The organism is Simiduia agarivorans SA1 = DSM 21679 (assembly GCF_000305785.2).
In the GTDB taxonomy this organism is placed as follows: Bacteria; Pseudomonadota; Gammaproteobacteria; order Pseudomonadales; family Cellvibrionaceae; genus Simiduia; species Simiduia agarivorans.
On the sequence record NC_018868.3, the window covers coordinates 2330846 to 2356019 of the forward strand.

Sequence of the window (25174 nt, forward strand, 5' to 3'; positions counted from 1 at the left end):
GACGCGGGAAATGGCCATTTCCTTGGTGTTCAATCTATTTATTTAAATAGTACTGACGCCGGGGTTCCGGCAGTTTTTCGATGGCATAACGTAACATAGTGCGGGGCATGCTGCTGGCCTGCTGGTCCAGAAAGCGAATGAGAAACGGCTCGTCGCGCTTGCCCGCCTCGCGCAGCATCCAGCCCACGGCCTTGTGCATCAGGTCTTCCGGGTCTGCCAGCAGCTGCAGCGCAAAGCGCTCAATATCGGTGGTCTCGCCGGCGCGGATAAACGTCAGGCAGGCCAGAACACCAATCCGACGATGCCACAGGTTGTCGGATTTTATCAGCGGCGCGAGCGGCGCCCGGTCACGCTCCAGCAAATATTTGCCGACAATATCCGGCGCCGACACATCCACCAGATCCCAATTGTTGACGCCCGACAACTGCGACATATACAGCTGATACAACGCGGCCCTGTCGCAAATTTTACGGCGCGCCTGATCCACCATATTGACCAACGCCAACATGCGCACCTCGTGCCAGGGCGATTGCAACAGGGGCGCCAGTGTTGCCGGCGCCAGGACACCCAGCGCTTTGGATTCGGCCCGCAGCACCGGCATGCGGATACCCAGAAATTGGTCGCCTGCGCCGTATTCACCCGGGCCGGTTTTGAAAAAACGCAGGGCGTGGCGGGCGGCCGCAGCATCCCCCAACGAGGTCAGCCGCGCCGTTATCTGAACCGCATCAACCACAAGCGGCGGCCATACGTTGGGTCAGCTCTTCGGGACTCAGTTCTTCTTTATGGGTGCCGATAGTCCACACATGACCGAAGGGATCTTTGAATGTGCCCGCGCGATCGCCGTAAAACTGATCTTCCATGGCGCGCAGCTGTTCGCCGCCAGCGGCCAGCGCCTGAGCAAACAAGGCATCGCAATCCTCGGTATACAGCATCAGGCTGACACCGGCACCGCCCAGGCTGGCCGGCCCCACAAAGCCCATGTCCGGCATTTCTTCGGCCAGCATAAAATGGGAGTCCCCCACTTTCATTTCCGCATGGCCGATTTTACCGTCAGGCATCGGCATGCGCAGCACCTCCGCCGCGCCCAATGCTTTTGCGTAATAGGCCAAAGCGGCCTCGGCATCTTTCACAATCAGATAAGGTGTGAGGCTGTGATAACCCTCGGGTATCGCTGAAACACTCATGGCTTGCTCCTGTTGCGTTCATTGGATTTACTGGCGCCTTGGCGCTGGCCGGACACCCGCCTTACAATGTGCGGCCAGCGATAAATGTAACATTATGAAGAACAACAACGCCCTCCCACTTTTACCCCAATTCACGTTCATCGCTGCCAGCCTGTTGGGCATTGCCCTGATCGGTATCTGGTATGCCGCCGGGCTCAGCTGGCAGGCCATTACCGACTTCTGGCCGGTGCTGTTCGTGGGGATTGGCGGCGCCACCATTGCCAATTCCTCCGGCGTGGGAGGCGGCGTGGTGTTTGTGCCGGTGTTCGATTATTTCAACAGTTCGGGCCTGTTGCCGGTAAGCGCGCAACAAATTGTCGCCACCAGCTTCCTGATCCAGTGTTTCGGTATGAGCACCGGTTCACTCACCTGGCTGAATAAAATGCGGGGTCAGGGTGATGCCGCCACGGGCATCCACCAGCGCGAGTTCTGGCGCATTGTCCTGCTGGTGTCTGCCACCTGCCTGCCCGCATTGCTGGCCACTCAATATCTGTTTACCTTTAAACCGGCCGACGTGCTGTTCTGGTTTAAAAGCCTGTCGATCGCACTGGGCTCCGCGCTGCTGATCTCGGTTTGGTTTGGCAAAGGGCTGGGTGCTGAGCGACTTGCGCTGAGCCGGTTTGATGCTGGCGTTTTGCTGATACTGGGCGCCGTCGGCGGCTATGCGACCGCCCTGTTTTCCGTGGGCGTGGGTGAGCTGGTGGCACTGTGGTTGTTTATCCGCAACTACCCGCTGGTCACTTGCGCTGCGACTGCGGTCATCATTACCGCCTTCACGGTATTGAGCGGCATTGTATTCCACCTGATACACACCGATATCCCTTGGCTGTTGGCAGCCTTTGCGGTGCCCGGCGCGATCATCGGAGGCTATATTGCGCGGGGCTTCGCCTATTGGCTCGGCCCCTACCGGCTGAAGATGCTGGCCGGGTTGTGGATTGTGGGTTCAAGCGGCTATTTGCTGCTGGCTGGCAGCTGACCCACCGATCCGTTGGCAAGCCGCTGAATCAGAAGTTCCAGCGGCCGCTGTCCACTTCCAGGGTTTCAATGACGCCGGCTTCTTTGGCCACCACACATTTCACTTTACGCGATACCGTCTCGCCGGCTTCCTGTGCGCGGTAATTGAACATCAAGGTGTAGCTACCGCGACGGTAATCGCTCATGGAATTGCGACGGAACTGAAAATCGCTCTGGTCCGCATAGGTTTTCTGGACTTCCGCCTCGCACAGGTCGCGGGCATCCGACTGGCTCAGACCGGCGTGGGCGGACAGGGACATCAGGCTGGCAGCAGTAAGGGCAAACAGGGCTTTCATGGTACATCTCCTCGGCAGATTGATCACATTAAGTCTTTTAATGCAACAGTTGTTTTACGAAACTAACAATAGTTGCGTAAGTTCTTTTATGCAACTAATATTTGCTCTGACAATCCACCAGAACTACACGGTCACGCGACAATGGTAAAAAACAGCTTCTCCCACCTCTGCTGCCCGGTGGCCCGCTCCATGGATGTGGTTGGCGAATGGTGGTCAATGCTGGTGCTGCGGGACCTGATGCTGGCCGGCGGTATCGCCCGCTTCGATCAGCTGGTGGATCATCTGGGCATCAGTCGCAATGTGCTGACCGAGCGATTAAAACGTCTGGAAGTCGAACAGATCATCACCAAGCAACCGGTACAGGAAGGTGGCCGGCGAATGGAATACAAACTCACCCGCAAGGGCTGGGAACTGATGCCGATTATGATCGGCTTTGCCCAATGGTTCGACCGTTGGCGGCCAGACCCGGAGCGCTCGCCGCTGCGTTTTGTCGACCGGCAGCAGCGTGAGCCAATTCAGCAACTGCAGGTTATGTCGGCCGACGGGCGTAAACTGGGCCCGGCGGATATTCTGCCTATTTCTGAGGATTGAATCCGGCCCAGGTATTATCTGTTGCCGATGGGTGAGTAGCGTAGACCGATCTGCATCAGCAGATACAGCGCCATCAAACCGGCAAGCACCAGCAAAACCAGCAGCCCGAATCGTTTCCAATCTTTCGGCGCGTGTTTGATCGCTGGCGTCTTCTGGTATTTTTGCAACCGACCAGAAAACCACTCCGGTCGACCGGCGAGACGACAGAAACACCAAAGGCACACATTCATCAGCAGATAGATGCCGACCCCTATGGCGGCGCCCAGCCACATCGGCGGCTTCCGCTCCACCAGGAGCAAGATGACAGGCAGCGCTGCCCAGTTTTTCAGAAAAAAAACCCACGGGTTGCCATCACCAAAGAGCAGCATCTCGCCACATTGCCTGCAGGCAGTTGGCCACAGGTAATGTCTCAGGCTGCCCGGGTGCCGACACACCGGGCACTGGTTATAGCCGGTCACTGCTGCTGTAGTCATAGATGATGGTACCGACTCTTCTCCAACCAATGGTTGCCCCGATAACGGGTGGTTTGCTTGCTGCCGAGATTGGCCCAGAAACGGGTGCGATTGAATTGAAATTGCGGCTCGTACTCCGGTTGCAGTGACGCCAGCGGATACCGTTTGATTCCGGCCACGCCATTTTTTTGTGTGGCTTCCAGAATGTATTCCTGTCCCTCTTTGATCAGCACCACCCAGGCGTGGCCGCCGCCTTTGTATGTCCCGAGTGCCACTCTTGCATCTTCGCCCATGTCAATCAGCCAGTCTGCCAACGCAATGGCGTGATCTTCACAATCGCCACGGGTAAACCAGTAGGCCTGCCGACTGGTTTGCCAGACTTCGTCGCCGCCATGATTCAGGTTATCGAGCATGTAAGTTTTTTTGCGTGCCAATACCGCCAGCGGGACAAACACATTCTGGGTTTTGAATGGGCTGTAACCCTCCAGGAATGCATTGACGAAATGGTGCTGCCGATCGAGCCCCAGCGCCGAAGCACTGGCCGATTCCACACCGTGGAACCGGTACACAAAGAAGGCCGACTTGCGCGCTTCTGCGCCCAGTAAGGTGCGCAAGCCTGCGCTGTCGACCCGCTTGCCATTGGCCATCAGCTCCACCTCGCCATCGCGTGGCCCCTTACTGCCGGTATCCGGCGCAAACAGCGACATGGCGCCTTTCAGCTTGGCATCCCACTCGCGTTGTTCACGCGCCGACTCCGGCAGCAGGGGTGACTCCTCCGGCAATGCGGGCAGGATATTATCCAATGCCTGCACAAACACCAGCATAAAGGCGATGAGGCTCAACAGTCGCCACACGGTTTCAGCCCTTGAAGCCAAAGGTCACAATGAGCGCCACAAAAATCAATATGGACGAGGCAAAAATCGCCACCGCCACATTGCCGTTTTTCAGTTCCTGTTCAAAACTGATGTGTTTCATCAACTTGTCGTCAATCAACATCAGCGCTTTCACGCCCACGAACAAAGCCACCAGGGTGTAAACCAGATTGACGCTCAGGTTCATCAGGGTCGCAAGCAAAAAATCCCACTGCATGTTGTGTTTTTCCTATTCAGTCAATTAATACCACAAGTAAAATCAGGCAAGCCATTTCGATAATTTCGACAGCGGCGCCCACCGTGTCGCCGGTCACGCCATCAATACGCGCACACATCAGTGCCCGCAATAAATATAAGATCAACCCCAATAGCGCGGGCAGAGCCAACAGTGGCCACCCGTATGTACTCACCCACACGATCGTCACCGACAGGATGATCACGCCCACCCACAACAACTGCGGCACCGGTCGGGCCACCGTCAAGAGCCCACTGGCGAGGCCATCGGTGCGTGCATAGGGCGTAGTGAAAAATAACAGTGCGGGTACGCAGCGCCCGAGTACCGTCGCCGTCAACAACGCGCCAAATAAAACCTCCGGCTTCAGACTGTTCAGGGCGGCGAATTTCAGCAGCAGTAACAGTGCGATGATCATCACTGCCGCGGAACCGGCCCTGGGGTCTTTCATGATCTCGAGCGTGCGCTGTTTATCGCCCAGACCACCCAGCCAACCATCGGCCGAATCGCCCAGGCCATCGATGTGCAAACCGCCGGTGATCAATACCCAGCAACACAAAATGATCGCGCTGGTCAGCTGTCCGGCCGGCAACGCAACAGACACCAGCCCCAACAGCAAACCGATCACCGCGCCCACCAGCGGATAGCAATAAACCGCCTGCGCCTGCAGGTGATCATCAAATTGCCGCAATGTGGGTGCCGGCAATCGGGTCAGAAACAGTTGCGCCAGCCAGTAGGGAGCCAGTGGGTTTTGCATGGGTTTATTGTCCAACACAAAGGCGGGTGTGCGCGAGTCGCAAATCAGGCATGAAGCCCACCATTGTGAAACATCAGCTGAGGCCAGTCGTCCTTGCCCGGGCTGTGGTAAACCGCAATATGCGACAGGCAGGCATGCGGCACGTGCAAATAGGACAGGGGCCGTATGGGCATGCCCAACACCTGTGCCAATATCAGGCGGATCACACCGCCATGGGTCAACACCAGCGTGGTTTTGCCGCGCTGCCGGGTGAGCAGTTGCTGCCACACAGCCACCACCCGCGCCTGAAAATCTGCCATGGTTTCGCCATCGGGCGGTGGAAATGCGGCGGGATCACGCCAGAAGCGGCTGATGCGCTCCGGTTCGCGCTGCTCGATCAGCGACACAAGCTGACCTTCCCATTGACCGAAATGAATCTCGGCCAACGCCGGCTCTTCCGATAACGGCAGATGGTGCTCTGCGCAAAAGGCCCGGGCGGGCTCACAGCATCGGGCCAGAGGCGAGCTCCACACCGCATCGGGCGCCGCCGCGGTCAGGGTTCCCAACACCTGCTGAACCTGTGCCCTGCCCTGGGGACTCAGGGCAGAATCGGTACTGCCACGAAAGATCTGACCGCCTTCGCAGGCGCCGTGCCGCAACAGGTAAACATGGGTTGCACACGGCTCATCCGTCATCGGGCTTTATCCGCCACACCGGCTTCCGCAAACGTTGCCATGCCGTTGTGCAGGTCACAGGCCAGCCGGACCAGTGGCACGGCCACGGCCGCGCCACTGCCTTCGCCCAGACGCAGGCCAAGGTCCAGCAACGGCACCTGACCCATGGCCTCAACCGCCAACCGATGACCGGGTTCGGCCGATGCGTGAGACAGGATCAACCAGGGCACAATGGCCGGATTAATCCGGCTCGCCAGCAATGCGGCCGCCGTGCAAATAAACCCGTCAACCAGCACCGCGATGCCGGTTTGGGCACAGGCGATGTAAGCCCCCACCAAGGCGGCGGTTTCGAATCCGCCCAGGCAGCGCAAGACCTCTACCGGATCGCGCGCCTGCGCGTGCAGGTTCAGGGCCTGCTCGATAACCCGGGCCTTGTGCGACACGCCCGCAGAATCCAGCCCGGTGCCGGGGCCCGCCAGCAGCGCGGGGTCGACCTCGAGCAGGCGACACAGCATTGCCGTGGCCGTGGTGGTATTTCCGATACCCATTTCGCCCGCGACGAACAGGTCGGTATTGTTGGCCTGCGCCCGCTGCACGGCTGCACGTCCGGCCGCCAGGGCCAGCTGGAGTTGCTCGTGGGTCATGGCGGCGGCGCGGGCTATATTGCCGCTCTGTGGGGCAATGGTAGCGTCGATGACTTGCGGAAGCGCGGCGGTGGGCTGGACCGTGCCCAGGTTAATCACCTCAAGGCTTGCCCCCAACGACTTGGCCAGCACCGAGATGGCAGCCCCGCCGCCGGCAAAGTTGGCCACCATCTGGGCGGTCACGGCCTGGGGAAAAGCCGAGACGGATTCGGCGCAGACGCCCTGATCGGCGGCAAACACCGCCATCGCAACCCTGGCGGCCGAGGGGTGCAGATTGTGCTGCAGTGCCGCCAGTTCCACCGCCAGAGACTCCAGACGGCCCAGGCTTCCGGCGGGTTTGGTGAGTTGATTTTGCCAGGCCAGAGCCTTGTTCCGGTGCTTTTCGCTGGGCGCTACCACCCCGTCCAGGTACCAATTGTCCATAATTATCCTTGTTATGTTTAATCATCAAACTACATCCACATCGCGCCCATCCCGGACACGGCGTGAAATTGAACTGCGGTTAAAACGGCTGTCCTTTCATCACCCACGGTAACCCCGCGGCCACAAACACCACCCGCTCCACTTCTGCCGCGAGCAATTGGTGCAAACGCCCGCTCTCGTCAACAAAGCGGCGGCTCAGCTCGCCCATGGGCACAACCCCCAGTCCCACTTCGTTGCTGACCATGATCAACTCCCCCTTAAACGCGCCCACTGCCCCCAGCAGTGCATCGCGCTCCTGATCCCAGCATTGGGCCTGCAATGCATTGGCGAGCCAGAGGGTCAGGCAGTCGATCAGAACAAAAGCCCCCGGATTATTCAAGCGTCGCAAACAGCCAGCCAGATCGAGCGGCGACTCCTGCAGCTGCCAACGGCTATCCCGCTGCAACTGATGATGCTGAATGCGCGCACTCATTTCGGCGTCATTGTGCGCGCGGTCGGCGGTGGCGATGTAATGGCAGGGGCTGTCCGCGGCCAGATTCAACAGCCAGCCCTCCGCCAGCCGGCTTTTGCCGGAACGGGCCCCACCCAGCACCAATGATCGCATCGCTTTCTCCCGAAGTTGGCAAATTTAGCGAATAATACCTCGTATTTTTGCGCCACCATCCTACAATGAATAGCACCGGATTTATTAAAAAATATAATTGTTTTTCAGTCTGTTAATGCTGGTGCCAACACCCCCGCTGCGGTACTGTGCGCGCCCCTTTGAGAGGGTTGACAAACCGGCGGCGGCGTCCAGAGACAAACTGGCAAAAGGAAAACCGATGATTGATTCAACTCATGCAAAGGCCAACCTGCCCTGTGTAGGATGGCGTGAATGGCTGAGCCTGCCCGAATTGGGCATCAAGGACATCAAGGCCAAAGTGGACACCGGCGCAAGAACCTCTGCGCTACACACATTCTCTCTGGAGTTTTTTTTCAAAGGCGAAGAAGAATGGGTGCGTATCGGACTGCATCCGAAGCAGAACAGCAACGAAGAATTTTTCACTGAAGCCCGCGTGGTGGACAAGCGCATGGTGCGCGATTCCGGCGGCCATGAAGAAGTCCGCCCGGTGATTGAGACCTTATTTGTGGTGGGTCAACACCGCTTTCGCGCCGAGATGACCCTGACCAGTCGCGACAACATGAAATTTCGCATGCTGCTTGGGCGCAAAGCGCTGGAAAATAAATTTTTAGTGGACTCACAAGGTTCCTATTTACAGTCCGTCAAACCTGCCGTTTGACATTCACACAGGAGAATTACTCCATGAAAATTGCTGTATTGTCCCGCAACGCTAATCTCTACTCGACCAATCGTCTGGTAGAAGCCGCGAAAGAGCGAGGTCACGAGGTGGAAGTGATCGATTGCCTGCGCTGCTATATGACTATTAATCCGGACGACCTGGACATGCACTATAAAGGTCGTGAGTTGATTGGCTATGACGCGGTCATTCCCCGTATCGGGGCGTCAGTAACTTTTTATGGTACCGCCGTGTTGCGACAATTTGAAATGATGGGCGTTTTCCCGGTCAACGAATCCGTGGCCATCACCCGCTCGCGCGACAAACTCCGCTCCATGCAATTGTTGGCACGCAAAAATATCGGCCTGCCCACCACGGGCTTTGCCAACCAGACCCGCTATATTCCCGATCTGATCGAAATGGTGGGCGGCGCGCCACTGGTGATCAAATTGCTGGAAGGCACGCAAGGTATCGGCGTGGTGCTGGCGGAAACCCGTAAAGCGGCCGAGAGTATTCTCGAAGCCTTTATGGGCCTCGGTGCCAACATCATGGTACAAAAATTTGTCAAGGAAGCCGGCGGCGCCGACATCCGTTGCTTTGTCATTGGCGATAAAGTGGTCGGCGCCATGAAGCGGCAAGGCAAGGAGGGCGAATTCCGCTCCAACCTGCACCGTGGCGGCACTGCATCGCTGATCAAAATCACACCGCAGGAACGCGAGACGGCCGTGCGCGCGGCACGCACCATGGGCTTGAATATTGCCGGTGTCGATTTGCTGCGTTCCTCTAACGGCCCGGTGGTTATGGAAGTAAACTCTTCACCCGGCCTGGAAGGCATCGAAAAAGCCACAGGTAAGGACATCGCCGGCGAAATTATCAAGTGGATCGAGAAGAACGCCAAAGCCAACGCGTCTAAAACCAAAGGCAAAGGCTGAAATGGGTACAGATACAGCCAAACCGAAAACGCGCAACAAGCGGGCCCCGTTTCAGCTGTTGGGTGAAACGGTCGCCGCTGGCACCAGCGCCATGCTGGAAATGGATATTGGTAAACTGTACACCAACACCCCACTCACCATTGGCGTCGAGGTTTTTCACGGTAAACAGGACGGTCCGGTACTGCTGGTTACCGCCGCTATTCACGGCGATGAACTCAACGGCATTGAAGTATGTCGGCGCCTGGCAAAAGCGCCGGCACTGAAAAAACTGAAGGGCACCCTGATACTGGTACCCGTGGTCAATGCCTTTGGCTTTATCCAGCAGATCCGTTACCTGCCCGACCGTCGCGATCTGAACCGTTGTTTCCCGGGCTCAGAAAAAGGCTCGCTCGGTTCGCGCATTGCCTACTTGTTGCGCACAGAGTTGCTGGCTCATTGCACGCACGTGGTGGATTTACACACGGGCGCAATTCACCGCTCAAACCTGCCACAAATCCGCGCCAATCTGGAGAATGAACAGAATCTCGCGATGGCCCAGGCATTTGGTGCCCCGGTGGTGATGCATTCCAGTATTCTCGATGGGTCTTTCCGCGACGCCGCCGACAAAATGGGCAAGCCATTTATTTTGTACGAAGCCGGGCAGGCCTTACGATTTGACGAACCATCCATCATGGGTGGCGTCAAGGGCCTGATGGGGGTCATGCAACACCTGGGCATGCTTAACAAACGCAAAACGCAAAAGTCATTTGAGCCTACACTGGCGAACTCCAGCCAGTGGGTACGCGCCGGCCACGACGGCATGATGGTGCCCCGGGTTGAATTAGGTGCACGGGTCAAAAAAGGCGACCTGCTGGCATTGGTCGTTGACCCCTATGGCGAGCAGGAACTTGAAATCACCTCGCCGGTCAACGGCATTGTGATCGGCCGGAACAATATTCCGGTGGTAAACGAAGGCGAGGCTTTGTTCCATATCGCCAAATTTGACACGGTGCGGGAAGCGGCAAAAACCGTTGAAGCGTTTCACGAACAGTTTGACGACCTGAGCGATCCCGACCTGCGCTTTACCGACCCCTGGGGAGATCGCTATGACAGTTAGGGCACTGTTATTCAACACGCAAGGTGAATTGGTCAAAAGCGGGCAGGAGGAGCTTCTGCCTTACTATCACAATGAAGATTATTTTCTGTGGCTGGACGTTATCGGCACCGATGCTGAACGCGAAATGCAAGCCCTAGCCAGCTTTGACCTGAACCCATTGGCCCACCGCGACGCCCAACGGCATCGGCACCCACCCAAATATGAGCCTTTTGACGATCATGTGTTTTTGCTCATGCACGAGCTCACCGAGCAAGGTACACAGACAGAAATCAGCCGGCATCAACTGGCGATTTTTGCCAACAATTCCCACCTGATTACCCGCCGCAACCAACATTCGGTCACCGTAGATAAGATCTGGCAACAACTCACTCAGGATCAGACGCTGCCCCGGGGTGGGATCGGGCAGCTGGTCTATATGCTGCTGCGCGGCATCACCGACCGTTATCTGCCTCTGATGTTTGAAGTGGAACAACGCCTGAGCCAGATTGAAGACGAAATTTTTGATGCCACCAGCGACGATTTGCTTGGCGAACTGATCAGCTATGGCTCACAGTTGAAAAAAGCCCGCCGCTCGTTTGTTTACCAAACGGAAGTGATTGAAGAAATCATGAATGCGGACCACGCGCACCTGCTGGCGTTTGATGAGCACGAGCTGGTGGACCTGTTCGAGCACTTCGAGCGACTTGGCAGCTTGGCCAATCTGTATCAGGAGCTGACCAATGACCTGATCAACGGTTTCATTTCGGTCAGCGCCCATCGCACCAACAACATCATGAAGCTGCTGACGATCGTCACCGCCATCTTCCTGCCCTTAACACTGATCGCGGGCATATATGGCATGAACTTCGAATACATGCCCGAATTACGCTGGCACTACAGCTATTTCTTTGTATTGGGGTTCATGTTCAGCGTCATGATCTTTGGCATTGTATTTGTGCGCAAACGTGGCTGGCTGTAGATGCTGGATTTTCTCAATATCACGCTGTTCGAATTCGACGACTACCGGCTCAGCCTGCTGGCACTGCTGAACATTATTGCAATTCTGGTGGCCGGCTGGATTGTGTCGCGACTGGCTCAGCGTTCACTGACCCGGCTTGCCGGCAGCAACAAACGCATCGATCAGCGCGCGGCCTATTCCATTGGCCGGATTCTGCACTACATCATCATTACCATCGCTTTGCTGATGAGTTTATCGGTGGCAGGCTTCAACTTTACCAAGCTCGCGATTGTTGCCGGCGCCCTGTCGGTCGGCATCGGTTTTGGTCTGCAAGGCATCGCCAACAATTTCATTTCCGGCGTGATCATGTTGTTTGAGCGCAACATTAACGTGGGCGACGTGGTGGAGTTACAGTCGGGTACCTTTGGCACTATCAAAGAAATCAATGTGCGCAGCACCCTCATCAATACACCTGACAACATGGACGTATTGGTGCCGAATTCCGAATTCTTGTCCGCTCAGGTAACCAACTGGACATTGCGCGAAGGCCTGGTGCGTTTTCGCATTCCCTTTGGCGTGGCCTACGGCACCGACAAAGACGCCATGCGCGATGCGGTGCTGAAGGCCGCCAACCAGGTGGCGACCACGGTCAACATTGAACCGCGCTATCCCACGCGGGTATTCATGACCGGTTTTGGTGATTCCAGTCTGGATTTTGTGCTGGTGGTATGGGTCACGCACGAAGCGGCGCAAGCGCCAACCCGCACCAAGTCTGCCTATTTCTGGGCCGTGGATACCGCACTGCGCGAAGGCGGTTTTGAGATTCCCTTTCCTCAACGGGATCTGCATCTGCGCACCGGCTTCGATCAACGCAATGCCGAGGCGGGTGGACCCGACGCTCAGGCCGGCGAGTGATGCGCCAGGGTTAAGGTCAAAAAACCCTGCTCGCGCCAGCGGGAAAAATCTGTCGCGGTGGGCTGACCTGTGCCAATGGATTGTTGCAGCACGGCACTGCAGTTCGCATAGGCATAACCGTTCCGGCCAGCATGTTTAACCTGGTACAGGCAATAGTCCGCCAACTCCAACGCCACTTCCCAGTCTATGGCTTCGCCGTCCACCACGATCGGGTGCACAGCGATGCCAACGGATGCAGTCAGCTCCCCCTCCAGGCCTGCCTCTTGCCCTGCCAACCGAGTTGCCATGTTGATGCGGCCGGCGACATTGGCAAAACTGGCTTCGCTGGATTCAGGCTGAATTAACAAAAATTCCTCGCCGCCCAGCCGTATCAGGAGATCAGATTCCCGGCACAATTTTTTCAACTGAATGGCAAGGCTCTGCAAAGTGGCATCGCCTTTTGCGTGACCAAAGCGATCGTTAATGGATTTGAATCTATCCAGATCAATCAGGAAAAAACCAATGGCAGACACATCCAGGCCCGCAAATTTCTGGCGTCGTTGATTCGCCAGCAAGCGCGGCATCTGGTCGTACAGAAAGCGCCGGTTGTGCAAACCGGTGAGCGCATCCACCATACTGATTTCCAATAAGCGCTCATTTAACACGGCCAGTTTTTCATTGGCTTCGGTCAACGCCTGGGTACGCTGCGCAATTTCCTGCCGCATCCATTTTTCCCGACGCGCCATGCGTCGGGTCCACAGCTGCAGCATTAGGTAAATGATCGCCAACACCACCACCACAGCGCTCAATCTGAACCAGGTGGTTTCATGCCATTTTGGTGCAATCACATCATCCGCACTGGCCACAGGGCCCCACTGGCCAAAGGTATAGCGCGCTTGCACCTGAAACTGTTTGCGACCCGGCGGCAGGTTAGTGAAGTAGGCAAACGTCTGATCATCCACGTAGCGCCACTCGTTGCTGTAGGGAATCACGCGATAACGGTATTGCAAAGCATGAGGCACGCGGAATTCCAGCGCGCCGAACAAATACTCCCGATCGCCGGGTGCCGCCGTGCCGCCGGGTTTACGGATGCGGTCGATTTTCACCACCGGTACCCGTGCGCGCGGCACGTCCATTTCTGCACGGACCAGGCCCGCCAGGGACGGATACCACAGGTAACCGTCGAACATGGCCACCCGATGGTTGCCACCACCATTACAACAACGCACCCAATGCCGGCCGGGCATCTGCCCTTGATCGTGCAGAATCACTTCCAGTTGGGGCCGGGGTTTATCCAGGCTGTTTATGGCCACGCGTTCAATCCCGTCGCCATTGCCAATCCACAGCCAGGGGCCCGACGCAATCAGACTGAACGCACCGCTGGAAGGCAATCCGCCGTCAAGCGACAGTAATTGCCACCGCTGACCTTGCCCATCGCCAACAAACACCCCTTGCTGATAGGTCCCCACCACCAAACGGCCGTCGGGCAGTTGGGTCATGGCGATAATAAAACCATTGCCCAATGGCGAATGCTGGACCCTGTGCCAACCCTCGGGCCCGCGCCGCCACAAGCCCTGCTCGGTACCCGCCCATAAATTGCCCGCGCCATCTTCGAACAAGGTCCGCACCGGCAGCGCATTCAATGGGCTGTCGAGTTGTTCGGCGCCGTCGTTGCTCAATGTCCACAGGCCCCGGCTGCTGGCCGCCAGCATGCGATGCTCGCGGTCAATGATCAGGCTGTTCACCTGCACACCGTTGAGAGCCGGGTATTGGATCGCTTTGCCACCGGCCCAGCGCATCAACCCTTCCCGGCTGCCGACCCATACCTGCTTCATTGGGTCCACGGCCAGGCTGTAAGCAACCCCGCCGGGGATCACTTCCGCCGGTACCAGCTCGCTGATCTGGCCCCGATGCAGCTGTGCAACGCCCGATTCCGTGCCGATCAGCAAACGGTCGTTATCCGCCAACACCGTCCAGCTGAAGGTATCCAGGCCTTCGGCGGCACCCCATTGCACCACCGAACCGCGCCAGTAGTGCCGGACGCCATTGGCGCGGCTGCCCACCCAAAACGCGGCATCCTCAGACGCAAACAGACTCAGGGCTTCCGCCGCCATCGACGCTTCGCCAGCGAGGTGCCGGCTCAGGCGCCCGGCGACCCAAAACCCAAATCCGGTTGCGTCGGCCACCCACACCGCGCCCTGATACCCGGCCATGGCCTGCACCGGCTGGCTGGTCAACCAGCTCATCCCCGCGGCCCGCCAGAACCCGAGCCCGCGGCTGGTAGCGATCCAAACCCCACCTTCGCTCGCGACCAATTCGCGCACAACCGGCGCTGATCCTTCAGCACCCAGCGCGGCGACCTGTTCCACCGACTGGCCATCGGCCCGGAATAATACGCCCCGATTGCTGACCCACCAGATGGCGTCGTCGGCGGTCAGCGCCTGTACCTGTCCTTGCCAACCGGCAAAGGTCTGCAAACCTTCCGGACCAAAGCGCCACAGCCCATCACCCGACAACCAGATGACCCCTTGCGCATCGACCGCGAGGCCGGTCACTTCGCCGATGGGATCGAGCATCGCCATGGATTCGAACTGACCGTCAGCCCAACGCACCAGGCGGTTCTGGGCCACGATCCAGATGGCATCGTCCACCGCCAGCAGGTGCGACACCCATCCGGCACCCAGTGCGGGCTGCTCCGGTGCTTTGAACACCTCCACCGTGACGCCGTTCATGCGCACCAAACCGTTCTGTGTGCCCAACCACATCCACCCCTCGGGGCCGCGCGCGATGGCGGTCACGCTCACCTGGGGTAAGCCCGATTCCAGTGACCAGCTGGCGAAGTGGTAATTGCTATCGGGGGTGCTGGGCGAGAGCGGATTGGCCGCAAGCGCGCCGGCATAGAACAAAAGGGCAAACAGCAGCCCTGCAAGCCGTCTCTCGCGGGCAATAGATTTCGACAGGACAGGGGCGCAGCTTTCCATCAGCACCTTCATCAAAACGGCATATTCAGGCAGGACGTGGCCTGCAGTATACAGCGCCCGCACCGGCGTGCGAGCGGCGTCAAACGAGGAACAGGGAGCCCAGCCCCAGAAACGCGAAGAAGCCGACCACGTCTGTCACTGTAGTCAGAATCACCGCGCCCGACAGGGCCGGATCGATCTTCAGCTTATCCAGCATCAAGGGGATCAACACTCCGCTGATGGCAGCAAATATCAGGTTCACCAGAATCGCGGCGCCAATCACCATACCGATAGCCACCTGCTGGAACCAGAAACCCGCCATGGCCCCAATGACCACCGCCCACACCACGCCGTTGAGCAAGCCCACGGCAATTTCCTTTTTGAAAATGAGCATGGCGTTGGACATGGATAAATGCCCCAGGGCCAGGCCGCGGATTGCCAGTGTGAGAGTTTGAGAACCCGCAATGCCGCCCATACTGGCGACGATCGGCATCAGAATCGCAAGCGCCACGACCTGCTCCAGAGTGGCTTCAAACAAGCCGATGGTCCAGGACGCCAGCAGTGCCGTGAACAGGTTGATACCCAACCACACGGCCCGGCGTTTGGCCGAGCGCTTGACCGGCGCAAATAAATCTTCGTCTTCGGACAGACCGGCCTGGTTCAACATGGCGGCTTCGGCGTCATCCTGTACCCAACCCAGAATGTCCTGGGAGGTAATCCGCCCCAACAGCTGACCAGTTTCATCCACCACCGGCATCATCGCGTGGTGGTTCTGGTAGTTGCGGTCGGCCACTTCGCTCATGTGCATTTCGGCCGCTATGGCGGGATCTTCTTCCAGTTTGAGTTCGGCAATGGCTTGCTGGGGATGGGCATTGAACAGGTCGGTTAACTGCACCGAGCCGGCGTACAGCCCTTCGTCATTCACCAGACACAACAGGTCGGTGTTGGACGGAATCTGCCATTGGCGCAACAAGCGCATCACTTGCTGCGACGTGAGGGTTTCGGAAATCGAGATAAAATCCGAATCGATATTGCGGCCCACCTGATCCTCATCAAAGCGCATGGCCGTGTTAACGGCGGTCTGCTCTTTGATACTCATCAGTTTCAGGCGGCGGGAATACAGCTTGGGCGGAATCAGCTCATTCAGCTCAACCAGTTCCTGCGGGCTCAGGCGCGCGGCCATGGACCGAAGCTCGGCTTCATCCATGTCGTTGATGAGGTGACGGCGGGCGTCGTCGTGCATCTCAAACAGGACATCGCCCTGTTCGTCTGCACTGATTAATTCCCAGACCTTGAGTCGCTGCTCGGCCGGTAAAGACTCGAGCAGCGCCGCAATGGCTTCACTGGGTAACGCGATAATCGATTCACGGGTTTCCTCCGACAGTTGGCCCTCGTCGCTGGCGAGTTCGCTCAGCACCGGGTTGACCAGAGGTTCGTGGGTGATTATCTCGTTTGCTTCCAATGAAACGTCCTCAGTAAAAGAGTGTCCGGCTCCTAAATACCAACGTCTGGGGTCTGGAAACCGGGGACTACCAACTTATTTCAACCGCTTGTACTTCATCCGCTGGGGCGTCGCGTTGGCACCTTTACGCTTAACGAAGTCTTCATGGTACTCAGTGTAGTTGCCTTCAAAGAACACTACGTCCGAGTCACCCTCGTAAGCCAGAATATGGGTGGCAATCCGGTCCAGGAACCAGCGGTCGTGCGAAATCACCAACACACAGCCGGGGAACGCCAGAATGGCTTCTTCCAGCGCGCGCAGGGTTTCCACGTCCAGATCGTTGGACGGTTCGTCCAACAACAGCACGTTGGCGCCTTGCTTCAGTGTATTGGCCAGGTGCAGACGACCGCGCTCACCCCCGGACAATTCGCCCACGCGTTTTTGCTGGTCGGTGCCCTTGAAATTAAAACGCCCTACGTAGCTACGGCTGCTCACTTCGTAGTTGCCGATTTTCAGGATATCGGCACCACCGGAAATGGCATTCCACACGGTATCTTCATCCTTCAGGCTTTCGCGGCTTTGCTCCACAAACGCGAGCTTGACCGTTTCACCGATGCTGATGCTGCCGCTATCGGGCTGTTCGCGGCCGGCAATCATGCGGAACAGGGTCGATTTACCGGCACCGTTACCGCCGATGATGCCCACCACAGCACCTTTGGGGATGCTGAAGCTTAAGTTGTCGATCAACACGCGATCACCAAAGGCTTTGGTCACACCGTTGAATTCGATCACCTTGTCGCCCAGGCGTTCGCCCGGCGGAATATAGATTTCGTTGGTTTCGTTGCGCTTCTGGAATTCCTGGCTCTGCATTTCTTCGAACCGGGCCACGCGCGCCTTGCTTTTCGCCTGACGCCCTTTGGGGTTCTGGCGCACCCACTCCAGTTCCGCCTTCATGGCTTTCTGGTGTGCGGCTTCGGTGCGTTGCTCCTGCGCCAGACGCGCCTCTTTCTGCTCCAGCCAGCTGGAGTAATTGCCCTCATAGGGAATGCCATGACCGCGGTCGAGTTCCAGAATCCAGCCGGCGGCGTTGTCGAGGAAGTAACGGTCGTGGGTAATGGCGACCACGGTACCCTCAAATTCACACAGGAAACGCTCCAGCCAATGCACCGACTCGGCGTCCAGGTGGTTGGTGGGTTCGTCCAGTAACAGCATGTCCGGGCGCGACAATAACAGCCGGCACAGTGCCACACGGCGTTTTTCACCGCCGGAGAGCTTGCTCACGTCCGCGTCCCACGGCGGCAAACGCAGGGCATCGGCCGCCACCTCGAGAGTGTGCTCCATGTTGTGCGCATCCCAGGCAGCGATAATGTCTTCACATTTGGCCTGCTGCTTCGCCAGCGCGTCAAAGTCCGCTTCGGGCTCGGCGTAGGCGGCATAGATCGCGTCCAGCTCTTTAAGCGCATCCACGGCTTCGCGCATGCCATCTTCTACGTTGCCGCGCACGTCTTTGGCTTCATCCAACTGGGGTTCCTGCGGCAGGTAGCCCACTTTGATGCCGGGCATGGGGCGGGCTTCGCCGTTAAAATCCTGGTCGACCCCGGCCATAATGCGCAATAAAGTGGATTTACCCGCACCATTGAGACCCAAAACGCCGATTTTCGCGCCCGGGAAGAAGGACAGAGAGATGTCCTTCAGGATTTCACGCTTGGGCGGCACGATCTTGCCCAGGCGATTCATGGTATAAACGTATTGCGCCATGGCCGGCACTCCTCAGCTAATGTCTGATTTGGCGCGCACGTTACCCCAAAGCCCTTTGGAGTTTCAATGCCGACCGCATCTATACTGATAATCTATGAATGGAGCAGGAAGAATAACCATTGTCTGACGTGTTTGCCGCCGCTTTTGACGCCTCCCCCCTGCCCCAGGCCCTGATGACGCCCGACGGGCGCTACCTGCAGGTTAGCCGGTCACTGCTGCTATGGCATAACGACGCGCCTCTTGTCGATACCCTGTCGAGCCTGTGGAATGAAAAGCTTCAGGGTCCCTCCATGGTCAAAATGGTGCGCGATGCCATGGCGCGCAAAGGCAGCTGGAGTGGCGAACTGCAGTACCAGACGCACAAGGGGCCGATCCCGGTACAGGTACACCTGCAGGTTGTTGTTAAGGATAAAGACAATTATTGGCTGGCCAGCCTCCAGGATCTGAGTTTGCGTAAACAGGCCGATCTGCGCCTGCAGAAGATGGCCTATGTAGACCCCCTGACTCAACTGGCCAGTGCCGGTTTGCTGGCTGATCGCTGCAGCCAGGCCATCGCCCGCGCCAAGCGCGCCCAACAATTACTGATGCTGATACTGATTCAGCCGCTGGACCAGGCCGGGCTGCGCGCCACGCTGGGCACCGATGCCGCCGACTCGGCAATCCAGTCGCTGGCACTGGCCTTGGTCAAACAGATCCGACACGAAGATACGCTCGCACATCTGGGCCAGGGGCGATTTGCGTTGCTGGTGCCCGATCTTAAAGACAAAAACCAGGCCGTCAGCGCCTTTGGCCTGATCACCGAAAAATTGCGCGCGGCCGCCGGCCAGGTTCAGGCGGGGCCCAGCAACGGCATGGAATTGCAGCAGGGGGGCGCGCTCTGGCCCGAAGACGCCAATACCGTGCAACGCTTGCAACAACAGGCGGAGCAGGCACTGCTGAGCGCCAGCAACCACCCCCAACTGTTCACCCCCGCGCTGCAAAAGCAGTTGGAGAAACGGCGCACAGAAGCCAGTGCGATTGAACAGGCACTGGATTGCGATGAATTTGTCCTGCACTACCAGCCCCTGCTCAACACCGAGAGTGGTGAAACCGACAGCCTGGAAGCGCTGATCCGCTGGCAGCATCCCGACCGCGGATTGTTGCTCCCCGGTGCCTTCCTGGAACAGGCAGAAGCCACGGGCAACATGCAGGCACTGGGCAACTGGGTGCTGCGCGAGGCGGCGCGCCAGTTTTTGCACTGGCAGCAGCAACACCCCCATTTGCAATGCATTCATGTCAACCTGTCGGCGCAACAGTTCCGGGCCCACTATCTACTGGCGCTGATCCGCGACGTACTGGCCGACACCGGACTCCCGGCCGAGCAATTGTGCCTTGAGATCACAGAGAAAGCCCTGCAGTGGCCTCAGGCCGCCGACCGGATTGATGAGTTGCACCTCATGGGTGTTCGCCTGGCCCTGGACGACTATGGCGCCGGGCCCAGCGCGATTCAGCAAGTGGCGGCGATGCCGCTGTACCAGATTAAACTCGACCGCCAGTTCATCCAGCCCATTCCGCATGCGCGCACCGAAAAGCAACTAAGCGGTTTAGCCGCGTTGGTACAGGGCATGGATAAGCAACTGGTGGTGTGCGGTGTGGAAAACGCGCGCCAGCTGGAATTGGCGCAACAGCTCGGCAGCCAGCTGGTACAGGGCTTCTTGTTGGCAGAGCCCCAATCGGCCGAGGCGATTTCGGCACTATTTGACCCAACCTGATCCGGAGCCGGTAATTATCACGACGGTTAAACACCTGCGCAATTTGCTATTGATGGTGACGCTCACACTCAGTGCAACCGCCGCTGTGAGTGATCCCCTGCCTGACGACGCGCGCCCGCTGATAATACTGAGCGCCACTGACTACCTGGGCAAACACACTTACGACCAGCACCCCTATACCGACTTGCTACGCATGGCCTTAGGGGAACTGGGTTATACGTTGGTGGTGATGCACAACCCGGGCCTGCGTAGCCTTGCCATGGCCAATACCGGCGTGGTCGATGGCGAACTGGTGCGCATCAAAGACATGAGTGAGGAATATCCCAACCTGATCAAAGTGCCCGAACCACTGGGCGGTGCAGACCTGGCGATTTTTGTCGCTAAACATAAAGTCCCTGCAAGTAGGCACTGGGCAGACTTGCAGGCAACGTCGGTTGTTGCGTTAAGGGGCATGGCGATTATGGAACACCTGCCTGTACGATTCCGGGAACTGTCAGAAATACGGGCGCAAAACTATGTGCAGGCCATGCACCTGGTGATTGCGGGTCGCGCCGATCTGGCGATTCTGCCCGCGTCGTTTATAGAAAAACCCGAACAGGCCGCACTGGCGGAAAAACTCGAAGCACTGACGCCCGTGGTCGGAAGGGTTGAAGGTTTTGTGCATCTGCACAAACGTCACGCAGCGCTGGTCGGCCCGCTAGCCGAGGCCATGCATCAACTGAAACAACAGACTACCGCACCTGGTCCCGCGCCCGTTTCGAAATAGCACTGGCCTGCTCTTCCGGCAGATGAGATTCGGCACATTCCCGACTGACGCCAATGGCCAGCGTGAAGTGCCGGATATAGCGCCGGCAATGCACGCACATAAACAAATGGAACTTGTACGAAACCCGTCCCCAGAAACCGAGGTTACCATCCACATAATCGCTCGAGCGCTTGACGACTTCTTTGCAACTCAGCATTGGCCGGTTTCCTGATAGTGATCGATCACGGACAACAGCGACAGCCGGGCCCGGTGCAGTAACACACGCACATTGGAGTTGGTCACGCCCAGGATGTTACAGATCTCTTCCAGCGGTTGCTGCTCTACATCGCGCAATAGAAAAACCGCCCGCTGTGCCTCGGGCAGCTTCTGCAGATTCTTTTCGATGCATTGTTTGAGTTGGGATTCTTCGAGTATCCGGTCCGGCGACTCCATATGCCAATCCGAGGGGCCGCCCGCCCAATGGCCATCGGACTTGAACCGCTCTTCGGATAAATAACTGCCCAATACCTCGCCCGGCTCGTCCATCTGGACTTCCCGCCCCTCCTTGCGCAACTTGGCTTTGGCCGCATTAGAGACAATGGTGTACATCCAGGTCTTGAGGGTCGAGCGGCCTTCAAACTTGGGCAGGGCACGGAAAATAGATACCCAAGCTTCTTGCACCACCTCTTCAGCCTGGCCATGACGGACGATAGCACGCGCCACCACCAGCAACTGATTGTGGTAACGCTGCACCAGCTCGGTAAATGCCCCGTGGTCCTGCGCACGCAGTAGATCCAGATTGGGTTCCATAATCATCCTTTCAATTTGGCAACATTAAAGCACAGGTCGCTGTAACGGCGCGCCTGCCATGTTATCTAAAGACCAGCTTACGCCCTAAACGATTGCCAAAAATTCACATTTTCATCACGGAGACGCCAGTGGTTGCGCAGCTTACTGCTTCATATCGGAAACTTGGACAAACTTTATCGCACCTGGATGGCATCCCATCGCTGTTGATACGGCTCTATCTGATTCCGGTGTTCTGGATGGCCGGCAGCAACAAACTCATGCATTTTGAAGATACCGTGGCCTGGTTCGGCAACCCCGACTGGGGGCTTGGCTTGCCCCTGCCCTGGTTGATGGCCGCGCTCGCCACGGGTGCCGAGCTGGCCGGTGCGGTTTTATTGGCACTGGGTCTGGGCACCCGCGCTATCAGCTTGCCACTGGCTGTCACCATGCTGGTGGCGGCGGTGACCGTGCATTGGGAAAACGGCTGGCAAGCCATCGCCGATGCCGGGGCCCCCTTTGCCAATGACGCGGTGCTGGCGGCGCCGGAAAAACTCGAACGCGCGCGCAGCATTCTGCAGGAATACGGCAACTACGACTGGCTCACCAGCTCAGGCAATTTCGTGGTGCTCAACAACGGCATCGAATTCGCCGCCACCTATTTTGTCATGTGCCTTGCGCTGATTGCGCTGGGTGGCGGGCGCTATGTGAGTGTGGATTATTGGGTGTCGAAGAAGCTCGGGACTCAATAAAATTTGTTGGAGCGGCTTCCCAGCCGCGAAGGGGTTGGCACTCTGTAGGGCCTCCAGTGCCACTCCTTTCGCGGCTAGGAAGCCGCTCCCACAGGGTCGCCCCGCGCTCCAACAAAATTCGCCCAAAGGATTGGGCTCCTACCGGTTATGCAGCCCCGCCCGATACTGACTGGGGCTGACACCCATGACTTTTTTAAAAATGCGCGAAAAGTAATAGGCATCGTCATAGCCAAGATCCAACGCCACCTGTTTGATGGATTGACTGCGGGTATCGAGTGCGTAACAGGCCTGCTGCATTTTCAGTTCAATAAAATAGTGGATGGGCGATTGCCCGGTCTGGGCTTTGAACAGTTTGGCAAAATGGAATTTCGACAGTGCCGCCTCTTCCGCCAACTGCTCCAGGTTCAGCTGGCCATGCACATGCTCGATCATCCGGCCTTTGATGGCGGCAATGTCCAGGCGCCCCTCGAGCCGGCCCCGGCCCAGCATTTGAGCGATATGACTCAGTAAAAACTGTAACTGGTGGCAGGCGTGAATCGCGGCATCGGGCGAAGCGCCTTCCTCGCGCAGACTGAACTGGGCATCGAACAGCGACAGGAGCCGGGCGTTGACCCCCAGGCGCTGCACCCGCCCGCCGTGAGACAGTATCCACTGGCCCAGATCACCCGCCATGTCACCATCAAAATGCACCCAATACACGGTCCAGGGACGGGCATCGTCAGACCAATAATGATGCGCTAACCCCGCCGGCAGGAGCACCACATCGCCCGCAGCGATGCGCCAATGGCCATCGGCCACTAATCGACCCTCGCCAGCCGTGCAGTAGAGCAGCAGGTGATCATCGTGCAGCTCGCGCTGCATCCGGTGCCCGCGCGCCACCGGGTAAAACCCCAGGGCGCGCGGGTAGAGTTGGCGCGTAAGCGCTTCCGCCGCCAGCCGCTCGGTTAGCGCTTTTGGTAATAAAAAGCGCTTTCCGTCCCGGGGCAATGGCCAATCAGATGGCTGAGACAAGGCTATCTACCTGTTTTTTATAGATATTTCTAAATTATAGCTAAAAGTATGACCCACCAGACAATCACAAGATAGTCCATCAAGGCACCAATATCGTCAATCCCCCGGCCGTCTATCCTGTGTTCTGATGTTGCCAGACTCAATTGAAGGTGTTTGCCATGACTCAGCATTTTGCCAACGGCCTGCCCAAGCGCGTGCCCCTGTTCATCGAAGGTGAGTGGACTCAGAGCGAATCCAGCCAGTGGATTCCGGTGACCAACCCCGCCACCCAGGAAGTGATTACCGAAGCGCCCTGCGCCACCGAAGCCGAAGTGGAACGCGCGGTTGCGAGCGCAAAGGCTGCTTTCGCCAGCTGGAAAGACGTGGCCGTGCCCGTGCGTGCGCGCATCATGTTGCAGTACCAGCACCTGCTGAAGCAGCACCACGATGAAATTGCCACCATTCTGGCGCAGGAAACCGGCAAGACCTTTGACGATGCCAAGGGCGATGTCTGGCGCGGCATCGAAGTGGTGGAACACGCCTGCAATATCGCCAGCCTGATGATGGGCGAAACCGTGGAAAACGTGGCCCGCACTATCGATTGCTATTCCTACACCCAGCCTCTGGGTGTGTGCTTCGGCATCACGCCGTTCAACTTCCCGGCCATGATTCCCCTGTGGATGTTCCCGCTCGCCATCGCCTGCGGCAACACCTTCATCCTGAAGCCGTCTGAGCAAGACCCGCTCACGCCCACCCGCTTGGTGGAACTGTTTGAACAGGCGGGCGCGCCAAAGGGCGTGCTGCAGGTGATTCACGGCGGCAAAGACCAGGTCAACCAATTGCTGACCCACCCGGAAGTGAAAGCCGTGAGCTTTGTGGGTTCCGTGCCCGTGGGCGAACACGTGTACCGTACTGCGACCCAACACCTCAAGCGCGCCCAGTGCTTTGCCGGTGCCAAAAACCACATGGTGGTGATGCCCGATGCCAACAAGCAGCAGGTGATCAACAACCTGGTGGGCGCCGGCTTCGGTGCCGCCGGTCAGCGCTGCATGGCGATTTCCGTGGCCGTGATGGTGGGCGAATCAAAAGAGTGGGTGGACGACCTGAAAATCGCCGCCAGCAAAATCCGCCCCGGCGCCTGGGATGACAAAGACGCCGCCTACGGCCCACAGATTTCCCCGCAAGCGCGCGACCGCGTGCTGGCCTTTATCGAAAAAGGCAAACAGGAAGGCGCCAACTGTATTCTGGATGGCTCCGACTGCGTGGTGGAAGGTTTCCCCGACGGCAACTGGGTAGGCCCGACCATTTTCACCGATGTCACTACCGACATGGAAATTTACAAAAATGAAATTTTCGGTCCGGTACTGTGCATCATTACCGTCGATACGCTGGACGAAGCCATTGCGCTGATCAACGCCTGCCCGTTCGGCAACGGCACCAGCATTTTCACCGCCAGCGGCGCCTGTGCGCGTAAATACCAGCACGAGATCCTGGTGGGCCAGGTGGGCATTAACGTACCGGTGCCGGTACCGCTGCCATTCTTCAGCTTCACCGGCTGGCGCGCTTCCTTCTATGGCGACCAGCACGCCTATGGCAAACAAGCGGTGCGTTTCTACACCGAAACCAAAACCGTTACGGCGCGTTGGTTCGACGAAGATATCCCCGGCGGCCCGAACATGACGATCAATTTAAAATAAA

27 protein-coding genes are annotated in these 25174 nt (G+C 57.9%); 11 read left to right on the top strand and 16 right to left on the bottom strand.

What is annotated here, in order from left to right; translation table 11 throughout:
- Positions 1–34: 34 nt before the first annotated feature.
- Positions 35–733, bottom strand: coding sequence for a DNA alkylation repair protein (locus tag M5M_RS10370; protein WP_015047440.1), 699 nt, complete (start codon positions 731–733; stop codon positions 35–37).
- A complete protein-coding gene (locus tag M5M_RS10375; protein WP_015047441.1) occupies positions 726–1184 on the bottom strand; it encodes a VOC family protein in 459 nt (152 codons plus the stop codon). Before M5M_RS10375 ends, M5M_RS10370 begins: the two co-directional genes overlap by 8 nt.
- Before the next feature lie 94 nt (positions 1185–1278).
- Between M5M_RS10375 and M5M_RS10380 the strand changes: the two genes are divergently transcribed.
- Complete coding sequence (locus M5M_RS10380) at positions 1279–2199, top strand: sulfite exporter TauE/SafE family protein (RefSeq protein ID WP_015047442.1); 921 nt, start codon at positions 1279–1281, stop codon at positions 2197–2199.
- 28 nt (positions 2200–2227) lie between these two features.
- Here the strand turns inward: M5M_RS10380 and M5M_RS10385 are convergent, their stop codons facing one another.
- Positions 2228–2533 (bottom strand): hypothetical protein, encoded by a 306-nt coding sequence (locus tag M5M_RS10385; RefSeq protein WP_015047443.1) that lies wholly within the window; start codon positions 2531–2533, stop codon positions 2228–2230.
- A 141-nt stretch (positions 2534–2674) separates the two neighbouring features.
- Here M5M_RS10385 and M5M_RS10390 point away from each other — a divergent pair, with 141 nt between their 5' ends.
- Positions 2675–3124, top strand: coding sequence for a winged helix-turn-helix transcriptional regulator (locus tag M5M_RS10390; RefSeq protein WP_016389344.1), 450 nt, complete (start codon positions 2675–2677; stop codon positions 3122–3124).
- A gap of 14 nt (positions 3125–3138) precedes the next feature.
- Here the strand turns inward: M5M_RS10390 and M5M_RS10395 are convergent, their stop codons facing one another.
- From M5M_RS10395 to cobU, 7 genes are all read right to left on the bottom strand, one after another.
- Positions 3139–3597 (bottom strand): hypothetical protein, encoded by a 459-nt coding sequence (locus M5M_RS10395; RefSeq protein ID WP_016389345.1) that lies wholly within the window; start codon positions 3595–3597, stop codon positions 3139–3141.
- Entirely contained in the window at positions 3594–4430 is an 837-nt protein-coding gene (locus M5M_RS10400) for a hypothetical protein (protein WP_015047446.1), read from the bottom strand. The genes M5M_RS10395 and M5M_RS10400 overlap by 4 nt, the downstream gene beginning before the upstream one ends.
- A 4-nt stretch (positions 4431–4434) precedes the next feature.
- Positions 4435–4665 carry a DUF350 domain-containing protein gene (locus M5M_RS10405; RefSeq protein ID WP_015047447.1) on the bottom strand — a complete coding sequence of 77 codons (231 nt, stop codon included), beginning with the start codon at positions 4663–4665 and terminating at the stop codon, positions 4435–4437.
- A 16-nt stretch (positions 4666–4681) separates the two neighbouring features.
- Positions 4682–5437 carry an adenosylcobinamide-GDP ribazoletransferase gene (gene cobS, locus M5M_RS10410; protein WP_015047448.1) on the bottom strand — a complete coding sequence of 252 codons (756 nt, stop codon included), beginning with the start codon at positions 5435–5437 and terminating at the stop codon, positions 4682–4684.
- 44 nt (positions 5438–5481) lie between these two features.
- Positions 5482–6111 (bottom strand): histidine phosphatase family protein, encoded by a 630-nt coding sequence (locus M5M_RS10415; RefSeq protein WP_015047449.1) that lies wholly within the window; start codon positions 6109–6111, stop codon positions 5482–5484.
- Positions 6108–7157 (bottom strand): nicotinate-nucleotide--dimethylbenzimidazole phosphoribosyltransferase, encoded by a 1050-nt coding sequence (cobT, locus tag M5M_RS10420; protein WP_015047450.1) that lies wholly within the window; start codon positions 7155–7157, stop codon positions 6108–6110. Before cobT ends, M5M_RS10415 begins: the two co-directional genes overlap by 4 nt.
- Positions 7158–7236: 79 nt before the next feature.
- Entirely contained in the window at positions 7237–7761 is a 525-nt protein-coding gene (gene cobU, locus M5M_RS10425; RefSeq protein WP_015047451.1) for a bifunctional adenosylcobinamide kinase/adenosylcobinamide-phosphate guanylyltransferase, read from the bottom strand.
- A 217-nt stretch (positions 7762–7978) separates the two neighbouring features.
- Between cobU and M5M_RS10430 the strand changes: the two genes are divergently transcribed.
- The 5 genes from M5M_RS10430 to M5M_RS10450 are packed head-to-tail and all read left to right on the top strand — an operon-like array spanning position 7979 to position 12314.
- Positions 7979–8437, top strand: a complete 459-nt coding sequence (locus M5M_RS10430) for an ATP-dependent zinc protease family protein (RefSeq protein WP_015047452.1) — start codon at positions 7979–7981, stop codon at positions 8435–8437.
- 23 nt (positions 8438–8460) lie between these two features.
- Positions 8461–9366: a 30S ribosomal protein S6--L-glutamate ligase gene (gene rimK, locus M5M_RS10435; protein ID WP_015047453.1), complete on the top strand. Its 906-nt coding sequence runs from the start codon at positions 8461–8463 to the stop codon at positions 9364–9366.
- Position 9367: 1 nt separating this feature from the next.
- Positions 9368–10462: a succinylglutamate desuccinylase/aspartoacylase family protein gene (locus M5M_RS10440; protein WP_015047454.1), complete on the top strand. Its 1095-nt coding sequence runs from the start codon at positions 9368–9370 to the stop codon at positions 10460–10462.
- Positions 10452–11420 carry a magnesium/cobalt transporter CorA gene (gene corA / locus M5M_RS10445; RefSeq protein ID WP_016389346.1) on the top strand — a complete coding sequence of 323 codons (969 nt, stop codon included), beginning with the start codon at positions 10452–10454 and terminating at the stop codon, positions 11418–11420. Before M5M_RS10440 ends, corA begins: the two co-directional genes overlap by 11 nt.
- Entirely contained in the window at positions 11421–12314 is an 894-nt protein-coding gene (locus M5M_RS10450; protein WP_015047455.1) for a mechanosensitive ion channel family protein, read from the top strand.
- Here M5M_RS10450 and M5M_RS10455 read toward each other — a convergent pair.
- From M5M_RS10455 to ettA, 3 genes are all read right to left on the bottom strand, one after another.
- Complete coding sequence (locus M5M_RS10455; protein WP_015047456.1) at positions 12299–15274, bottom strand: ligand-binding sensor domain-containing protein; 2976 nt, start codon at positions 15272–15274, stop codon at positions 12299–12301. The genes M5M_RS10450 and M5M_RS10455 overlap by 16 nt on opposite strands.
- A gap of 79 nt (positions 15275–15353) precedes the next feature.
- Complete coding sequence (gene mgtE / locus M5M_RS10460) at positions 15354–16715, bottom strand: magnesium transporter (RefSeq protein ID WP_015047457.1); 1362 nt, start codon at positions 16713–16715, stop codon at positions 15354–15356.
- 75 nt (positions 16716–16790) lie between these two features.
- Entirely contained in the window at positions 16791–18452 is a 1662-nt protein-coding gene (gene ettA, locus M5M_RS10465) for an energy-dependent translational throttle protein EttA (protein ID WP_015047458.1), read from the bottom strand.
- 128 nt (positions 18453–18580) lie between these two features.
- Here ettA and M5M_RS10470 point away from each other — a divergent pair, with 128 nt between their 5' ends.
- Positions 18581–20203: a sensor domain-containing protein gene (locus M5M_RS10470; RefSeq protein WP_244431085.1), complete on the top strand. Its 1623-nt coding sequence runs from the start codon at positions 18581–18583 to the stop codon at positions 20201–20203.
- Positions 20190–20969 carry a type 2 periplasmic-binding domain-containing protein gene (locus M5M_RS10475; protein ID WP_015047460.1) on the top strand — a complete coding sequence of 260 codons (780 nt, stop codon included), beginning with the start codon at positions 20190–20192 and terminating at the stop codon, positions 20967–20969. The genes M5M_RS10470 and M5M_RS10475 overlap by 14 nt, the downstream gene beginning before the upstream one ends.
- Here the strand turns inward: M5M_RS10475 and M5M_RS10480 are convergent.
- Entirely contained in the window at positions 20935–21165 is a 231-nt protein-coding gene (locus M5M_RS10480) for a zf-HC2 domain-containing protein (RefSeq protein WP_015047461.1), read from the bottom strand. The two genes, M5M_RS10475 and M5M_RS10480, sit on opposite strands and share 35 nt — an antisense overlap.
- Positions 21159–21758 (bottom strand): RNA polymerase sigma factor, encoded by a 600-nt coding sequence (locus M5M_RS10485; RefSeq protein ID WP_015047462.1) that lies wholly within the window; start codon positions 21756–21758, stop codon positions 21159–21161. Before M5M_RS10485 ends, M5M_RS10480 begins: the two co-directional genes overlap by 7 nt.
- 128 nt (positions 21759–21886) lie before the next feature.
- On the opposite strand from M5M_RS10485, the gene M5M_RS10490 reads away from it, so the two are divergent.
- Positions 21887–22486 (top strand): HvfX family Cu-binding RiPP maturation protein, encoded by a 600-nt coding sequence (locus M5M_RS10490; RefSeq protein ID WP_015047463.1) that lies wholly within the window; start codon positions 21887–21889, stop codon positions 22484–22486.
- Positions 22487–22624: 138 nt separating this feature from the next.
- Here M5M_RS10490 and M5M_RS10495 read toward each other — a convergent pair whose 3' ends face one another.
- A complete protein-coding gene (locus M5M_RS10495; protein ID WP_015047464.1) occupies positions 22625–23497 on the bottom strand; it encodes a helix-turn-helix transcriptional regulator in 873 nt (290 codons plus the stop codon).
- 158 nt (positions 23498–23655) lie between these two features.
- On the opposite strand from M5M_RS10495, the gene M5M_RS10500 reads away from it, so the two are divergent.
- Positions 23656–25173 (top strand): CoA-acylating methylmalonate-semialdehyde dehydrogenase, encoded by a 1518-nt coding sequence (locus M5M_RS10500; RefSeq protein ID WP_015047465.1) that lies wholly within the window; start codon positions 23656–23658, stop codon positions 25171–25173.
- Position 25174: the final 1 nt, after the last annotated feature.

What these genes read in the sequence shown, in the direction of transcription:
- M5M_RS10430 (WP_015047452.1), top strand. Translation starts at nt 7,979, where the DNA reads ATGATTGATTCAACTCATGCAAAGGCCAACCTGCCCTGTGTAGGATGG.
- cobS (WP_015047448.1), bottom strand. Translation starts at nt 5,437, where the DNA reads ATGCAAAACCCACTGGCTCCCTACTGGCTGGCGCAACTGTTTCTGACC.
- cobU (WP_015047451.1), bottom strand. Translation starts at nt 7,761, where the DNA reads ATGCGATCATTGGTGCTGGGTGGGGCCCGTTCCGGCAAAAGCCGGCTG.
- M5M_RS10375 (WP_015047441.1), bottom strand. Translation starts at nt 1,184, where the DNA reads ATGAGTGTTTCAGCGATACCCGAGGGTTATCACAGCCTCACACCTTAT.
- M5M_RS10405 (WP_015047447.1), bottom strand. Translation starts at nt 4,665, where the DNA reads ATGCAGTGGGATTTTTTGCTTGCGACCCTGATGAACCTGAGCGTCAAT.
- M5M_RS10480 (WP_015047461.1), bottom strand. Translation starts at nt 21,165, where the DNA reads ATGCTGAGTTGCAAAGAAGTCGTCAAGCGCTCGAGCGATTATGTGGAT.
- M5M_RS10385 (WP_015047443.1), bottom strand. Translation starts at nt 2,533, where the DNA reads ATGAAAGCCCTGTTTGCCCTTACTGCTGCCAGCCTGATGTCCCTGTCC.
- cobT (WP_015047450.1), bottom strand. Translation starts at nt 7,157, where the DNA reads ATGGACAATTGGTACCTGGACGGGGTGGTAGCGCCCAGCGAAAAGCAC.
- corA (WP_016389346.1), top strand. Translation starts at nt 10,452, where the DNA reads ATGACAGTTAGGGCACTGTTATTCAACACGCAAGGTGAATTGGTCAAA.
- M5M_RS10500 (WP_015047465.1), top strand. Translation starts at nt 23,656, where the DNA reads ATGACTCAGCATTTTGCCAACGGCCTGCCCAAGCGCGTGCCCCTGTTC.
- M5M_RS10415 (WP_015047449.1), bottom strand. Translation starts at nt 6,111, where the DNA reads ATGACGGATGAGCCGTGTGCAACCCATGTTTACCTGTTGCGGCACGGC.
- rimK (WP_015047453.1), top strand. Translation starts at nt 8,461, where the DNA reads ATGAAAATTGCTGTATTGTCCCGCAACGCTAATCTCTACTCGACCAAT.
- M5M_RS10380 (WP_015047442.1), top strand. Translation starts at nt 1,279, where the DNA reads ATGAAGAACAACAACGCCCTCCCACTTTTACCCCAATTCACGTTCATC.
- M5M_RS10390 (WP_016389344.1), top strand. Translation starts at nt 2,675, where the DNA reads ATGGTAAAAAACAGCTTCTCCCACCTCTGCTGCCCGGTGGCCCGCTCC.
- M5M_RS10440 (WP_015047454.1), top strand. Translation starts at nt 9,368, where the DNA reads ATGGGTACAGATACAGCCAAACCGAAAACGCGCAACAAGCGGGCCCCG.
- ettA (WP_015047458.1), bottom strand. Translation starts at nt 18,452, where the DNA reads ATGGCGCAATACGTTTATACCATGAATCGCCTGGGCAAGATCGTGCCG.
- M5M_RS10395 (WP_016389345.1), bottom strand. Translation starts at nt 3,597, where the DNA reads ATGACTACAGCAGCAGTGACCGGCTATAACCAGTGCCCGGTGTGTCGG.
- M5M_RS10485 (WP_015047462.1), bottom strand. Translation starts at nt 21,758, where the DNA reads ATGGAACCCAATCTGGATCTACTGCGTGCGCAGGACCACGGGGCATTT.
- M5M_RS10450 (WP_015047455.1), top strand. Translation starts at nt 11,421, where the DNA reads ATGCTGGATTTTCTCAATATCACGCTGTTCGAATTCGACGACTACCGG.
- M5M_RS10455 (WP_015047456.1), bottom strand. Translation starts at nt 15,274, where the DNA reads ATGGAAAGCTGCGCCCCTGTCCTGTCGAAATCTATTGCCCGCGAGAGA.